Annotated in this window: 12 protein-coding genes; 9 read left to right on the top strand and 3 right to left on the bottom strand. The window is 69.1% G+C overall.

The window, feature by feature from the left end:
• Positions 1-8: 8 nt before the first annotated feature.
• Entirely contained in the window at positions 9-1,097 is a 1,089-nt protein-coding gene (locus tag ACFXMF_RS06960; RefSeq protein ID WP_379987813.1) for an endonuclease NucS domain-containing protein, read from the bottom strand.
• 226 nt (positions 1,098-1,323) lie between these two features.
• Between ACFXMF_RS06960 and ACFXMF_RS06955 the strand changes: the two genes are divergently transcribed.
• Positions 1,324-1,956, top strand: a complete 633-nt coding sequence (locus ACFXMF_RS06955) for an HAD family hydrolase (RefSeq protein WP_379987814.1) — start codon at positions 1,324-1,326, stop codon at positions 1,954-1,956.
• On the opposite strand, the gene ACFXMF_RS06950 is transcribed toward ACFXMF_RS06955, so the two are convergent.
• The gene (locus ACFXMF_RS06950; RefSeq protein WP_379987815.1) at positions 1,942-3,234 is read right to left on the bottom strand and encodes a helix-turn-helix domain-containing protein; all 1,293 of its coding nucleotides are present in this window, start codon (positions 3,232-3,234) and stop codon (positions 1,942-1,944) included. The two genes, ACFXMF_RS06955 and ACFXMF_RS06950, sit on opposite strands and share 15 nt — an antisense overlap.
• Before the next feature lie 264 nt (positions 3,235-3,498).
• Here ACFXMF_RS06950 and ACFXMF_RS06945 point away from each other — a divergent pair, with 264 nt between their 5' ends.
• From ACFXMF_RS06945 to ACFXMF_RS06910, 8 genes are all read left to right on the top strand, one after another.
• Positions 3,499-3,684 carry an FxLD family lanthipeptide gene (locus ACFXMF_RS06945; protein ID WP_379987816.1) on the top strand — a complete coding sequence of 62 codons (186 nt, stop codon included), beginning with the start codon at positions 3,499-3,501 and terminating at the stop codon, positions 3,682-3,684.
• A 79-nt stretch (positions 3,685-3,763) separates the two neighbouring features.
• Positions 3,764-5,791, top strand: a complete 2,028-nt coding sequence (locus ACFXMF_RS06940) for a lantibiotic dehydratase family protein (protein ID WP_379987817.1) — start codon at positions 3,764-3,766, stop codon at positions 5,789-5,791.
• The gene (locus ACFXMF_RS06935; RefSeq protein ID WP_379987818.1) at positions 5,788-6,858 is read left to right on the top strand and encodes a lanthionine synthetase C family protein; all 1,071 of its coding nucleotides are present in this window, start codon (positions 5,788-5,790) and stop codon (positions 6,856-6,858) included. Before ACFXMF_RS06940 ends, ACFXMF_RS06935 begins: the two co-directional genes overlap by 4 nt.
• A 48-nt stretch (positions 6,859-6,906) precedes the next feature.
• Positions 6,907-8,961, top strand: coding sequence for a methyltransferase, FxLD system (gene fxlM, locus ACFXMF_RS06930; protein ID WP_379987819.1), 2,055 nt, complete (start codon positions 6,907-6,909; stop codon positions 8,959-8,961).
• Between the two features lie 4 nt (positions 8,962-8,965).
• Entirely contained in the window at positions 8,966-10,054 is a 1,089-nt protein-coding gene (locus ACFXMF_RS06925; protein WP_379987820.1) for a hypothetical protein, read from the top strand.
• A gap of 220 nt (positions 10,055-10,274) precedes the next feature.
• A complete protein-coding gene (locus ACFXMF_RS06920; protein ID WP_379987821.1) occupies positions 10,275-10,769 on the top strand; it encodes an NUDIX domain-containing protein in 495 nt (164 codons plus the stop codon).
• A 268-nt stretch (positions 10,770-11,037) separates the two neighbouring features.
• Positions 11,038-11,556: an NUDIX domain-containing protein gene (locus tag ACFXMF_RS06915; protein WP_379987822.1), complete on the top strand. Its 519-nt coding sequence runs from the start codon at positions 11,038-11,040 to the stop codon at positions 11,554-11,556.
• Entirely contained in the window at positions 11,553-13,490 is a 1,938-nt protein-coding gene (locus tag ACFXMF_RS06910; protein WP_379987823.1) for an ABC transporter ATP-binding protein, read from the top strand. The genes ACFXMF_RS06915 and ACFXMF_RS06910 overlap by 4 nt, the downstream gene beginning before the upstream one ends.
• 161 nt (positions 13,491-13,651) lie before the next feature.
• Here the strand turns inward: ACFXMF_RS06910 and ACFXMF_RS06905 are convergent, their stop codons facing one another.
• The gene (locus tag ACFXMF_RS06905) at positions 13,652-13,840 is read right to left on the bottom strand and encodes a DUF397 domain-containing protein (protein WP_379987824.1); all 189 of its coding nucleotides are present in this window, start codon (positions 13,838-13,840) and stop codon (positions 13,652-13,654) included.
• Positions 13,841-13,947: the final 107 nt, after the last annotated feature.

Raw genomic sequence — 13,947 nt, 5'->3', positions numbered from 1 at the left:
ATGAAGGGTCAGACGGTTTGAGTCGGTGAGAATGCCCGACGGAGTATCGCGAGCGTGGCCGCGTGGTGGAGCCTGCACATCGGGTGCTGGCTTGCGAACATGCCCTGCTCACGAACGGCATCAATCCGGTCGACCGTGCTCAGCCAGCGAACGGGCAGCACGTATTCGGCGAGGTCGGGGTCGGTGTCGTCGCCGGGGTGGCGGTAGGTGCCGGCGAGCGTCTGTTCGGCCAGTCGTACGTGGCGGCCGTCGACCTTGACCCGGGCCTCGACGAACGGGGCGATCTCACCGTCGACTTCGCCGACGCCGACGTACCCGACGCGTGGGATGTACACGTGCACCCTGTGGCCGATTCGAGGGCGACGCAGTCCCTGGGAGAACCAGGTGCCGCCACCGGCGCTGACGAAGCCGAGACGGCGTGCGTCGTCCCAGGAGCGGATGCCGTCCTCGCCCAGCGCGGAGTACCAGTCCTCGCCGGTCCACGGCTCACGGGTGCGGGTCATGGGCGCGGGCTTGGCGGCGGGCGCGTTGGTGTCGTCGCGGAGCATCGTCCGGGCGAGGTATCGGGAGCCGTGGTCTTCGTAGTACTCGAATGCCGCCGCGTTGATCGGCACGCCGAGGTCCCCCAGGTAGGTGAGGATCCGTTCGGTGGCGTCGTCCAGGCGGGCCGCGACCACCGTGAGGCGGTGCGCGGTGTTCAACTCCTGCGGGGCTGCGGTGTCGAATCGACGCTCGAAGGCGGCCTCGAAGGTCTCCACACCGTCGTTGTACTTGGCGAAAATCTGTTGGATTTCGGTGTGCGACACGGTTGCGATCCAGGATGCGTAGTCCAGGACCTGGGCGATCACTTCGCGGGGGCCGCGGTCGCGCTTCAACTCGATGACGTGGACGGTGCCCTCGCCGTCGACTGCGAGCAGGTCCACCACGCCGCCGTGCGTGGTGCGCACCTGACGGCCGATCACCAACAACCGCTTCCCGAGGATGTCAGGGTCGGCCTCGATCAGCGATTCGAGTTCGTGCTCCAACGGCATCCTCGCGGGCCGCAAACGCCGCGCCCCGTCCCCGTCCACCCGCCACATCGCGACACCAGTCGGCATGCCCCTCCAACCCCTCGGCGACTTCGTATCCGGGAGCAACTACGACGGGATGAGCGTTGTTCCGCGTATCCTGGCCGGATTTTACTGCTCGCACCTGGCCCCTTGGCACCGGACGACAGGGTCGATCGACTGCCGGCACTGTGTTTCGGGCAGGTGCCGTCGCGGGCTGCGGACAACGTGTGCAGGAGGCGGTGCCCAACTGCCTTGCGAATCGTAGGCTTTGGGGATGGTGAACACCGCGCAGCCCAAGTACGGCGGCTTGATCTTTGACTTCTTTGGGGTCCTGACCTTCAACATGGTCGAGGTGATCTCGTGTTTCGAGGATCGGGAGAAGATCGCGCGGGGGACTTTTCTCCGAGCGTGGGCCGACCCTCGGGGGCAGGACTTGTTCCGGCGGCTCGAACTCGGTGCGATCACTCAGACCGACTGGAATGAAGGGTTCGCCGCCCTGATGAACGTTGCGCCCGATGACCTGCTCGCCCGCTATCTTCACGATGCGTTTCCGGCGCATCGGGTGCTCAAGGTGGCGCGGCAGGCGCGGGCCGCCGGGATCAGGACGGCGGTGTTGTCGAACAGTTTGGGGCGGGAACCGTATGACCCCTACGCGGGGTTCGACCTGCACGGCACTTTTGACGAGGTCGTGTTCTCCGCGGACCACGGGGTGCGCAAGCCCGATCCTGCCATCTTCCGCCTCGTGCTCGACAAGCTCGGCGTCTCGGCCGAACGGTGCCTGTTCGTCGACGACAGCGAAGAGAACCTCGCCGCCGCCTACAGGCTCGGCATCACGCCGCTGCTGGCACTGGACGAGGATGTCGTGGCTGCCCGCCTGCGGGGAGTGCTCGGTCTACCCGACCTGTAGGAATTCGCATACGGCCGTGTGCGAGGTGTGTACCGCCAGCTGCGCGCGAAGGCCGCTCAGCTCGGAGGCGGAGCGTGCGGAGTCCACCGAACCGAGGCATCGGGCCGCGTGCCGTGCTTTGGCGACGGCGGCGTCCAGGTCGTGCATGGCGAGGTGTGCTTCGGCGGCCCGGGCCAGGTAGATGGCATGGCTTCGTGGATATTCGTCGTCGCCGGGGTACGACGCCGTCGCGGCGGCCTCGAAGCGGCGTACGGCCTCGGCCGGATCGCCGAGTTGCAGTGCGGACGAGCCGGCGATCATTTCGATTTCGCCGTAGTCCACCCAGTAGAGGGTCTTCGGGTCGTCGTCGTGTTTTCCTTTGTCCAACGCCGTGCGGGCGAGGTCGAGTTGGCGTGCGCACTCCTTCTTGGCGCCGGTCTTCGACAGCGCGCGAGCGGTCCGGGCGGCCAGCATCGCGTGCATGCGGGGAGTTGCCTTCCACCGCACCTGTTCCTGTGCTGCTTCCAGGAGTGATACCGCTCTGCTCGCCTGTCCGGGGGTGGAGTAGCACTGCACGGCGGCGAAGGACAGTGCGTAGGCGCCGCTGATCGGATCGCGGGCCTCGGCGGAGGCTCGGAGGGAGGCGTCGAAGAAGCGCTGGGCGACGCCGGGCTTGCCCTGGTCGAACGCACTCCATGCCACTTGGCGGGCCGCCTCGGACGCCGTCGAGTGCAAGTGGTCGACGGTTGGCCCGTCGTAGCGTCCCGTCTTGATCAGCCGCACGATCAAGGACAGTTCGCCGCGGGCGAGTTGGCATACCTCGCCGCTGCCGAGCTCGTCGTCGAGGTGCCTCAAGTGATCGAGACGAGCGTCCACATGGGTCAACAAGGCCGGGCCGTCCGGCAGGGGCGCTGGCTTGCGGGCCGTCCGATTCGGTTCCAGGGCTTGGGACCAGCTGCTTGCCGAAACGGAGAGTGCCGCCCCGGCCGAGAGGAAACTCCTGCGATCCACGCTGCTTCCGTTCAGCAGTTCCATGAGAACCCTGAGACTCCCTGGCCGGTCCCAAGGAGCATCCTTGCCGATCGTCGAGCCGGGTGCTTGCAGCGTCGCGGCGAAGGCGCCGCCGGTCCGCAGCACCCTGTCGTAGGCAGCGGCGACGGCGACCGTCACGGATCGGTTTCCATTTTCCACATTGCGCAGGTACGCCTCGCCGAACCCTGCCTGGCGAGCGAGTTTCGCCCAGGTCATACCGGATGACCTGCGGGCCTTCCGCATATCGTCGCGGAGTTGATCGGACATCGGGGACCAGCCTCTGCCGCTTGGGATCGGTGCTGGATCGGGCCACACCATTGTTCCCTGTCCGGTGGCGGTGTGTGCTCGTCTCAGGACATAAAGCGAGGGCCTTCGCCGCTCAATCCGCCGGCGGCACGTGTGCGGTCGATCCCGAGTCCTTCACCGGGCGCCGTGGAAGTCTGCGTCCGGGGATGCTCAACCTCGCGGCGGCGCCAGGCCGCCCGCCGCACGTTCCGGTCAAGGTTTTCCTTCGAACGATCAGGAGCACACATGAGCGCTCGAACCAGCGCGCCGACGGTCGAACCGTGCCAGGGCGACGCCAACGACGCCGACGACGATCCGTTCCAGCTCGACATCACCATTATCGAGAACACACCGGCGACCGAGACGGTGTTGATGTGCAGCACGGGCGACAACTGCGGGAGTTCCTGCCCGAGCGCCTGTACCACCTCATAACGCAAGCCGGCCGGGCGCGGGCCGGGCGGAGCTATCCGCTCGGCCCGCGTGCCCCTCGTCCACGAACGGAGTGCGGGTTATGACGCGCGTACGACACAGCCTGTACGGGGGCTGCGGTGAAGGGATGTTGCGGGCCGCGGTGAACCTCACCGGGCCGGTCACGCCGCCTTGGCCGGGGTCCGCAGCTTCACCGGCGGATTGGCGTTCGTGGCTGACCACGGTATGGGCCGACGACTCCTTCCGGCGGGCCGTGTCCGAGGCCGGCCCCGGTCTCGAGTGCCAAGTTCGGGCGATCCTCGATGGGCGAACCACGAAGGTACGTCGGGCGGCGCTGGCCACCGCCCGGTACGCAATCAGGTACACGCACCGCTCCACCCCGTTCGGCCTGTTCGCCGGCGTGGCCCCGATCGAGTTCGGCGACGTGGCACAGGCACGCTTCGGCGACCGGCACCGGATTGTCACCCGGCCGGACCCCGTGGCATTGGATGCCGCGATCAGCGCCTGGGAAGCCGACGACGCGCGGATGGCCGACCTCGACGTGTGCGCCAACAACCTGGCACGAGTGCGGAACGGCCGCGTACTCATCCCGTCCGAAGGCGCCTCGGAGTTCTCACTCGCGATGACACCTGCGGTCGCGCTGGTCCTCGACGCGGCTCGGTCGCCGATCCGGTACTCGGCACTGGTAGGCAAGCTGGCCGCCGAATTCCCGGACACCACGGAGTGCGAACGCACCGGGCTGCTCGGACAACTCCTGCGGGTGCGGCTGTTGCGGTCGTCGCTGCGCGCACCCGCCACCGTCGTCGACCCCACCAACACCCTGCCGCCCGACCTGCGCCGGAGCGCCCGCGCCCGCACGACGGCACCGGACGTGCGATTGGACGCCACAGTTCGGCTGCCGACGACGGTGGAGACGGAAGCGGAAACCGCCGCGACCATCCTGACCAGGCTCGCCACGCACCCGACGGGCACCGAGGCGTGGCGCCGCTATGCCGAACGGTTCGCCGACCGTTTCGGCGAGAACGTCGAGGTTCCGCTGGAACTGGTGACGGATCCCGACCGGGGTCTGGGCTTACCCGAGGGCTTCGACCATGTCTCGGAGCCGCCCCGACCGATGACTCGGCGCGATCGGCTGCTTCTGGAACTTGCCGGCACCGCGGCCGTCGAGGGCAACAGGTCGGTCGTGCTCTGCGGCGCGATGATCGAAAGGCTGGAGGCGGCGGCGGGCCAGCGAACGCACACCCCTTCTCATCTCGAACTGTGCGTGCAGGTCCAGGCCGCCTCCACACGAGCCCTGGATCGTGGGGACTTCCGTCTTCGCGTGACCACCGTCTCCCGCGCGGCCGGGTCGATGACGGGCCGCTTCTGGCACCTGATCCCGCCCACCGGCTCGACGTATGCCTACCTGCCCACGGTCGAACCCGACGCGGAGTTGGCCCAGTTGTCGTTCCACGCCGCCCGCGTTCCGGCCGACCTGCTCACACGTGCCCCTCAGATCCTGCCTCGTCTAGTCAGCGTCGGGGAATTCCGGCCCCGGGAAAAGGGCGTGCTTTTCCCGTCCGATCTCGTCGTCGGTTTACGTGATGGCCGCCTCCATTTGGCCGAGGCCGCCACCGGTAAGCGCCTGGAACTGCTCGCGCCGACCGCGATCAACTTCCTGTGGAACAACTACACCCCACCCCTGGTCCGATTCCTGGCCGAGATCGGCCGCGCCGGAACCCCGCAGGTGACGTGGTTCGACTGGGGCGCCGCCTGGACCCTCCCGTTCACCCCCGCTCTGCACTACCGACGTTCCGTCCTCGCGCCCGCACGATGGAAATTGCCCGCCCGGAACCTGCCCGGCCCCACCGCGACACAGGACGAGTGGGCCGAGGCACTGCACGGCTGGATGCGCCGGTTCCGCGTGCCGGAGCGCGTGCTCTTGGTCCAGGACGACCAGCAGTTGCCGCTCGATCTGTGTCACGACATGCATCTGGACGTGCTACGCACCCACCTCGCCGCCGCTCCGACCGGCGTCGCCGTCCTGCACGACGCGCCGCCGCCGGATGCCGACGGCTGGCTCGGCGGACGCGCCCACAGCATCGTCGTTCCGCTCCGGGCGCGGCCATGAAGACGACGACCGCGCCCAGGACGCAGGACCTCTCCGAAGGCCCGCTGGGGATGGCGTTGCTGCACCTCGAACGCGCTGACCTCGCTTCCGCGCGACGCAGCCTGGCGCAGGCTGTCGCGGGTGGGGTCAGCGCCGGGGGCAACGCGTCGTTGTTCCACGGCGCCCCGGCGCTGGAGTTCGTACTCGGCCGCGCCGGGCGTGCCGACCGCCACGTGCAACGCGCCGTCGACCGCGTTGTCACCACCAGGCTGGCCGCGGCCCGTCGGAGGGAGGCCGGCGGGGCATTGCCGCATGTCGCGGAGTTCGATCTCATCCGGGGCCTGAGCGGGCTCGGCGCGCTGCTACTGACCCGCGACGGAGTCCCGTCGCTGCTGCGGGAGGTGCTGGCCTATCTGGTTTCCCTGTCGCAGCCGGTCCGCGTCGACGGTCGCGAGCTGCCCGGCTGGTGGTGCGACACCGGTCCCGGAGGCGAGGAGATGCGCGGCGGCCACGGCAACAACGGCGTCGCGCACGGCATCGCCGGCCCCTTGGCCGTGCTGTCCCTCGCCACCCGGCACGGCGTCCAAGTGACCGGGCAGCAGGACGCCATCGAAGTGTTTGCCCGTTGGCTGGACCGGTACGGCCACTGCTACTGGACCACCCGCGACCAACTGTCCCTTGACGAGCCGCCCGCGCCGGTCGCCGCTCGACCGTCGTGGTGCTACGGAGAACCCGGCATCGCCCGCACTCGGCAACTGGCCGCGATCGCCCTCGGCGACCAGACCGGCCGACGCGCCGCGGAGGACACCTTCGTCAGCGCACTGGGCGAGCCGCAACGCCTGGAACGGATCACCGATGCCTCGCTCTGTCACGGCTGGGCCGGCCTGTTGACCCTCGCCCGTGCCATCGCCGAAGACAGCCCTAATCCGGCCCGGTTCACGCCACTGATCGAAGACCTGTACAAGCACTTGGCCGCCGAAGCGGACGCGCTGTCCAGGCCCGGCTTCATGGAGGGCCGAGCCGGCGCGCGCCTGGCACTCGACGGCACGAACACCACCGGCTGGACCCGCGCCCTGCTGATCTCGTGACCCGCCCTCATTCGCCCGAGCCCTACGACCCAGGAGCGCCCAACGACCATGGACGTCGACGACGAGCACCTTCCGATCACCGCCGAGAACGGCTGGTGGCACGCCACCGTATCCTTCCCGGGAAACGCCGGAGCGAGCACGGACGCCGCCCGGGCACTGTCGTGCGCACTGCACGATCAGCGGTTCCACTTCCTGCGCAAGGACGGGGGAGTGAGGCTACGCACCGAGCAGTCCGCAGCCCAACTGCTGGACAAGCTCGCCACCGACAGGCTGATCGACGGCTGGATCGGCGGCGTGTACGAGCCGGAGATCGAAGCGTTCGGCGGCCCCGGCGGCATGGACATCGCGCACGACCTGTTCTGTGCGGACAGCCGTGCCGCGCTCGCCGAAAGCGGCGAACCGGGAGCCAGGGAACGCTGTGTTCTGTTGTTGTCCACGATGAATCGGGCGGCCGGCCTGGACCCGTTCGAGATCGGCGACGTCTGGGCCAAACTCGCGTCCCTACGGCCCCCGATCACCTCGCCCACCGGCCTCCCGCGCGAGCGGGCGATCACGGCCATGCGTCGCCTGATGCACGCCGACGCCGCCCGACGCCCGGACGTCGAGCCCGACTGGGCCGAACGCGTCGCCGCGTTCGAGGACGCCGGCCTCCGGCTGAGGCAACTGGCCGCCGATGGAAGGCTGACGCGGGGCCTGCGAGCCGTCCTCGCCCACCACGCGATCTTCACCCTCAACCGCGCCGGCGTATCCGTCGAGGAACAGGCGGCAACGGCCTGGCTGGGACGAAACGCCGCCTTCGCCGACGGGGATGAAGCCGACGTGTCCACCCGCCGGTACACCTCACCGACCCCTACCCTCACTCGGATGGAGAGCACCCTGACCCCCGCAACCGACCCCGCCGAGCTGCGCGAAGCGCTCGTCACCCGCCTCGTCGACAGCGGCCACCTGCGCACGCCCGCCGTCGTCGGCGCCTTCCGGGACACCGAACGGCACGAGTTCCTTCCCGGCGTCGACCCGCGGGCCGCGTACGTCGACGACGCCGTGCCGATCAAGCACGACGAGAGCGGCGAGATGATCTCCTGCATCTCCGCGCCCTCGATCGTCGCCACCCAGATCGAGCAACTCGGCGCCGAGCCCGGCCACAGGGTCCTGGAGGCCGGGGCCGCCACCGGCTACAACGCCCACCTGCTCGGACGACTCGTCGCTCCGGACGGTCATGTGTGGACCGTCGACGTCGACCAGGACCTCGTAGACCGCGCCCGAGACAACCTCGCCCGGGCCGGAGCCACGAACGTGAGCGTCGAACTGGCCGACGGCGCGGCCGGCCTGCCCGAGTACGGCCCCTTCGACCGCATCCAATTCACGGTCGGCGCGGGCGACGTCCCCGTGCGGATCCTCGACCAACTCGCCCCCGAGGGACGCCTGGTCCTGCCGATGCGCATCCGCGGCAGCATCTCCCGCAGCTTCGCCTTCGAACGCGACGAGAAGACCTGGAAGACCGTCTCATGCGAGATGGCGACGTTCGTGCCCCTGCGCAAAGGCGTGTGCGACGACGTCTACACCCTCGTGCCCATGGCCGGCGAGGGCAACGTGCGCCTGGAGACCTTCAGCGAACAGGACGTGGACCGCGACGCGATCCGCACTGTCCTGGACCAGCTGCCCGCCAAGGTCTACTCCGGCGTGAGGTTCCGCCAGGGCGACCCCTGGGAGTGGCTGTACCTGTATCTGGCGACCGTGCTGCCCAACGGCCTGTCCCGCATGCCCGGATCCCGCCCCGGCTTCACCCCGCACTTCGGATGGGGCTCCATGGCAGCCCTCGACGGCGACACCCTCGCCTACCTGACCGTGCGCGAAGGCGAGGACGAGCAGGGCAGGTACTGGGAGATCGGCGTCATCGGCCACGGCCCGCGCGCCGCGGCACTCGCCGACCACGTCGCCGGCGAGATCGGCGAATGGGACCGCGGCTGGGGCAACACCGCCGCCGCCCCCGGATTCCGCATGGCCATCGGCGACGCCCGCGACCAACTCACAATCGCCGAACCGCGCTTCGTCGTCGACAAGACCCACAGCCGCCTCGTCGTCGACTGGCCACGCAGGAGCTGAGCCGATGATCCCCGCGATAGCCGACCGCATCCCCCTGGTGCGCAGGCCCAAGGCACCCGGCCTACCCCTGGCCGAACGCATCGCCCACCTCACCGCGCTTGCCGTCCCGCCCGCCGACGCGGGCCACCGTGATCTGGTGGCCCGCGCGAGCGGAGTCCTCAATTACGCGGCACTGATCGCCTCTGACGTCGGCATGCCCGACCTGGCCGCGGAACTGTGCTGGAGACAACACCGCGTCTTCGCCGACGCCGGACACCTCACCGGGGACATCGCCGTGATGGCCCTCATGCCGATGGTGAACCTGGCCCGACTGTTGATCCGTGAAGGCGACGGCGACGCCGGGTACGAAGTCCTCGAACGGTTGTACCGCGCCGGCCAGCAGCGCGGAAGTGCCGAGATCCGCGACCGCCGAGTCGACCTGTCGGTCCTGACCGGCACGGACGCGGACCACCGGAAGATCTGCGAGGAACTGTGGGTGAGCGTGCTGATCGACGGCGCCAGAGCCCTGGCACGGACCGGCCGCTGGACCGAGGCCGCCGAGACCATGACCGCGCACCGAGGCGTCGGCAACCGACTGCTCGACGGACGCCAGATCGCGATCATGTCACTGATGGAACGCGGCCTCGACCGGCAGGCCCGCGCCATGATCGACACCAGCATCCCCGCAGAACCGTGGGAGAACGCCATCGCCGCCCTCCTCCGCGCCCACTGCCGGCCCCGGCGACACGACCGCGACATCGTCCTGCGGGAGACACTTCCGGCGCTCATCCCACCCGACCCGACAACCGCCGTGTTCCAAGCTCGGGTTGGGCTTGCCGCGCTCGACCTGGGGCACGAGGAGAGCGACGCCACCACCCAGGTGCGAAGCGCTCTCGCCGGCGTGGCCGCCCTCGATGCGTACGCCGCTCGGGACGTGCTGAACCACGGCCCGACGCGCTCCCGGCTGGCCAGTAGGGAAATACGGAAACTCCAAGCCGTACTCGGTGTCTCCGGACTCGGTATTGGAAGCCTGTCCGCAGCCCACATGCAGCCGCTGACCGCAGCTGTGTGCAATGCCGAAGCGGCGCTCCGCAGGCAGCTGTGGCCCGGCTAGGGGCCGCTCGTATACATGACGGGGTCGTCCCCGAGGCCGGTGTCGGGACCCCTGCCGACCTGACCTCACCGTATCTGTCAGTAGGGGAACCTACACTCCGGGTGATGAAGCTCGATCTGGCTCTTCCCCCTCCTCTTGCTGTTCGTCCCCACCCGGCACTTGCCGGCGGCGCGATTGCACTCCTGGTCAACGGGTTCCGCCGGCGGTCAGGAGCGCCTCGATGAGCGGCGAGGAAGGCGCGGCGGTACCTCGGTGGTGCGGCGAGGCCGGTACGCGGGGGGTCCTGAATGTCGTCGGTGTCCACCTCTATGTGGAGGATGCCCGGGGGCGGGTCCTGCTCGGGTTGCGGCACCCCGATTCCCTCTATGCGCCGTCGACCCACCACTTCCTGGCCGGGCACTGCGAGCAGGAATCCGCCGTTGCCTGTCTCGTGCGCGAAGCCCGAGAGGAGGCCGGACTGGTGATCCACTCCGGTGACGTCGAGTTCGCCCACGCCGTCCACCTCGTGGACTCGCCGGGAACCCGGCCGCGCATGCAGATGATCTTCCGGGCTCGACGTTGGACCGGCACCCCCGAGGTCCTCGAACCCGACAAGTGCCTCGGCTGGAGCTGGTGGCACCCCCACGACCTGCCGGACCCGACCGTCGCCTACACCCGCGCCGCGATCCAGGCCATCCAAACCGGCCGCCTCTACACGGAGTTGGGGTGGACATGACATCAGGCACACGGACCCACCGCGCGGAAAGGTCCACTACCGTGAGCGAGTACGCACCCGCGACGGTCGCCACCGTTCCTGCGGCGCCCGGTGACCACCGGCGGCGCGGCGCACGCCACCTCCGGCACGAATCCCTCGCCGCGCGGGAGTCGATCGCAGACTCGGACATCCGTGCATCCGGAAGTGGCAATTGACTGCGCCGGAGCGGCACACGGAGCCTGTGGACGTCCACCTGGTCCTGCGCCGCGAAAGTGCTGACGGATCACAGGTGTTGCTGTCGCGGCGAGCGGGCGCGGTGTACGCGGCGGGCCTGTGGCATCTGCCGTCGGGCCACCTGGACGGGCCGCACGAGGACGTCGTCGACGCGCTCGTTCGCGAGACGGCGGAGGAGACCGGCGTACTCGTGGACCCGGGCGACGTCCGCGCCGCCGTCACCGTGCACCACCGCAGCCCCACCGGGGGTGCCCGGGTCGGATTCTTCTTCGAGGTCCGCCGCTGGCGCAATGCACCGAAGGTCATGGAACCGGACGTGTGCGACGCGATGGAGTGGTACCGGCTCGATGCACTGCCCGCACCGATGGTGGCCTACTGCCGGGCCGGGCTCGATGCCTACTGCGCCGGCGCCCGGTTTGCCGTGCACTTCCAACACTGTGGCGATGCGATCGCGTACGACCACACGAGGGACCGGCTGCGCATGATCCCCGCCGTCGGTGAAGCCCGCTCGGCACCGCCCGAGACGACCGACCGGGCCGCCGAACGTCCGATCGATGAGGGAGCCGGAACGTGACGGAAACCGCTGACGAACTGCGCAAGCAGGAAGGCGACGCGAGGAAGTCGGACGCCCCCGCCCCGGCCGAGGAGGGTCTGACCTACGACCACCCGGGCGGCGACAGCCTGGAGTTGGCCGAGTTGCTCACCGGCCGCAGCATGGCCCGCCGCCTTCCCTCGTTGGTCCGTCGTACCTTCGCCCTGGCGTGGGAGGTCGACCGCAGGGCGGTCGTGTGGCTGCTCGGCTGCCAGATCGTGTCCGGAGTATCCGCGGCGCTTGGGTTGTTCGCGACCACGGCCGCGTTCTCGGTGCTCATCGAGACGGCGCATGAATCCGGCCGGGTGGGCGCTGCGGTTCCGGCGGTGTCGGTGTTGGCCGCCACCGCCGGTCTGCGGGCGTTGCTGGGCATTGTCATCCAGGCCCTGTCGAATCGGCTCTCGCCCCGGATCTGCCGCGAGGCGGAGTACCGGATGCTGGAGGCGGCGACCAATGCCGAACAGGCCGCCTACGACCACCCCGGCTTCAACGACAGATACGACGCGGCCGAGCGGGGCGTGGACGTCAGCCGCGACATGATCGGGCAGTCCCAGAACTACGTGTCCTCCCTGGCCACGTTCGTTGCCGCGGGCGTGGTGCTCGCCACGCTGTATCCACTGCTGTTGCCCCTGCTGTTGCTGGCGGCGGTGCCCCAGGCGATCGCCTCGATCCGGGGCGAGCGCGTGACGTACCTGGCGGTCGTGGCCACGCACAAGGACCGCCGGGTGATGTCGATGCTGCGGTGGCACCTGATCGCCAAGGAACAGGCGGACCAGGTCCGCACCGACACCCTGGCCCCCTACCTCCTGAACAAGTACCGAGCCAGTGCCGTGCGGGTGGAGGACACCAACAACAGAGCTGCCTGGGACCGCGCGAAGATCTCCGTCGTGGGCGCTCTCGCCACCGGTGCGGCGTCCGCCGTGGTCTGGGGTGCGGTGCTGCTGTTGCTCGGTACCGGCCGCATCTCCGCGGCTTCCGCCGGAACGGCGATCTTCGCACTGCGATCGGCGAGCACGGGTCTGCAGGGGCTGGTCGGCTACGGCCGCGATCTGCTGCGGACCGGCCTGTACCTCGACGACTGGGAGCGCTTCGTCACCGAAGCCGCAGGACAACGCCTGGACCGCGGCGACATCGTCCCCGACCGACCGCGGCACATCGCCCTGCGCGACGTCGTCTTCCGCTACCCCGAAGCCGACCGGGACACCCTGCGCGGCGTCGACTTCGACGTCCGCCAAGGCGAGATCGTGGCCGTCGTCGGCGAGAACGGATCCGGGAAGTCGACCCTGATGAAACTGCTGTCGGGACTCAACCTGCCCACCACCGGCACCGTCACGTGGGACGGAGTCAGCGTCACCGATCTGAACTCGCAGGCGATGTGGCGGCAAACGTCGGTGGTTCCCCAGGACTTCGCCCGCTGGCCGATGACCGCGCGCGAGAACATCACCCTGGGCCAACCACGCGCGGCCGGGGATCGCGCGGTGCACCGCGCGGCACGGGCCAGCGGAGCCGACGACGTGATCAGGACACTGCGGTCGGGACTGGACACCCTGCTCGCCCGGGAGTGGTGGGGCGGGGTGGCCCTGTCTCCCGGACAATGGCAGCGCATCGCCGTCGCCCGGGCCGCGCACCGCGATGCGGGTCTGCTGGTCATGGACGAGCCCACCTCGGACCTCGACCCCAGGGCCGAGCACCGCATCTTCACCGGCCTGCGCGACCTCGCCGGCAACCGCGCGGTCGTCTTGGTCACGCACAACCTGGCAAACACCTCGATCGCCGACCGAATCGTCGTCCTGGACAAGGGACGCGTCGTGCAATCGGGAACATTCCACGAGTTGATCAACCGACCCGGCCTGATGCGAGATTTGTGGCACCTTCAACAGGACCGTGCCGCCTACCGCCCTGGAGAAGACACATGACCGACTCGTACTAATGCTGGATCCTCGACACTGCCGAATCCGGCATGGTCGGGCAACGGGATTCGGCGTGCTGTGCCTTGGGTGTCCGGGATGTGGGTCAAGCTAGGGAAGTGGCGGCTGACCCCAATAGCCGTGGGGTCAGCCGCCTGCATCTGTTTGCGTCAGTGCTTGGGCTTGATGGCCGCAGTGAAGGCCGTCCAGGCTTGACGGTCGAACGTGTGGACCGGACTTGACGCCGTCTTGCTGTCCCTGACCAGGACTCCAGGTGCGTCGATGGCGGTCTCGACGCACTGACCGCCGTCGCTGTACGACGAGGTCCTCCACGTCAGCGGGCTACTGTGCTGCGACATGTGCATCTCCTGAGCTAGGTGTCGTCCCACCATCATGGGACCGGTTGCGGGCACGTCGGTACGCGGGGCAACCGATCCTTCGCCCGTGAGAGCGTGGATCAAGGAAG

It is taken from the genome of Embleya sp. NPDC059213 (assembly GCF_042754445.1).
Classification (GTDB): Bacteria; Actinomycetota; Actinomycetes; order Streptomycetales; family Streptomycetaceae; genus Embleya.
This window is presented reverse-complemented; position numbering and strand designations above follow the sequence as displayed.

Excerpts from the sequence above, each read along its gene's own strand:
- ACFXMF_RS06960 (WP_379987813.1), bottom strand. The coding sequence starts at position 1,097 with ATGCCGACTGGTGTCGCGATGTGGCGGGTGGACGGGGACGGGGCGCGG.
- ACFXMF_RS06955 (WP_379987814.1), top strand. The coding sequence starts at position 1,324 with ATGGTGAACACCGCGCAGCCCAAGTACGGCGGCTTGATCTTTGACTTC.
- ACFXMF_RS06950 (WP_379987815.1), bottom strand. The coding sequence starts at position 3,234 with ATGTCCGATCAACTCCGCGACGATATGCGGAAGGCCCGCAGGTCATCC.
- ACFXMF_RS06945 (WP_379987816.1), top strand. The coding sequence starts at position 3,499 with ATGAGCGCTCGAACCAGCGCGCCGACGGTCGAACCGTGCCAGGGCGAC.
- ACFXMF_RS06940 (WP_379987817.1), top strand. The coding sequence starts at position 3,764 with ATGACGCGCGTACGACACAGCCTGTACGGGGGCTGCGGTGAAGGGATG.
- ACFXMF_RS06935 (WP_379987818.1), top strand. The coding sequence starts at position 5,788 with ATGAAGACGACGACCGCGCCCAGGACGCAGGACCTCTCCGAAGGCCCG.
- fxlM (WP_379987819.1), top strand. The coding sequence starts at position 6,907 with ATGGACGTCGACGACGAGCACCTTCCGATCACCGCCGAGAACGGCTGG.
- ACFXMF_RS06925 (WP_379987820.1), top strand. The coding sequence starts at position 8,966 with ATGATCCCCGCGATAGCCGACCGCATCCCCCTGGTGCGCAGGCCCAAG.
- ACFXMF_RS06920 (WP_379987821.1), top strand. The coding sequence starts at position 10,275 with ATGAGCGGCGAGGAAGGCGCGGCGGTACCTCGGTGGTGCGGCGAGGCC.
- ACFXMF_RS06905 (WP_379987824.1), bottom strand. The coding sequence starts at position 13,840 with ATGTCGCAGCACAGTAGCCCGCTGACGTGGAGGACCTCGTCGTACAGC.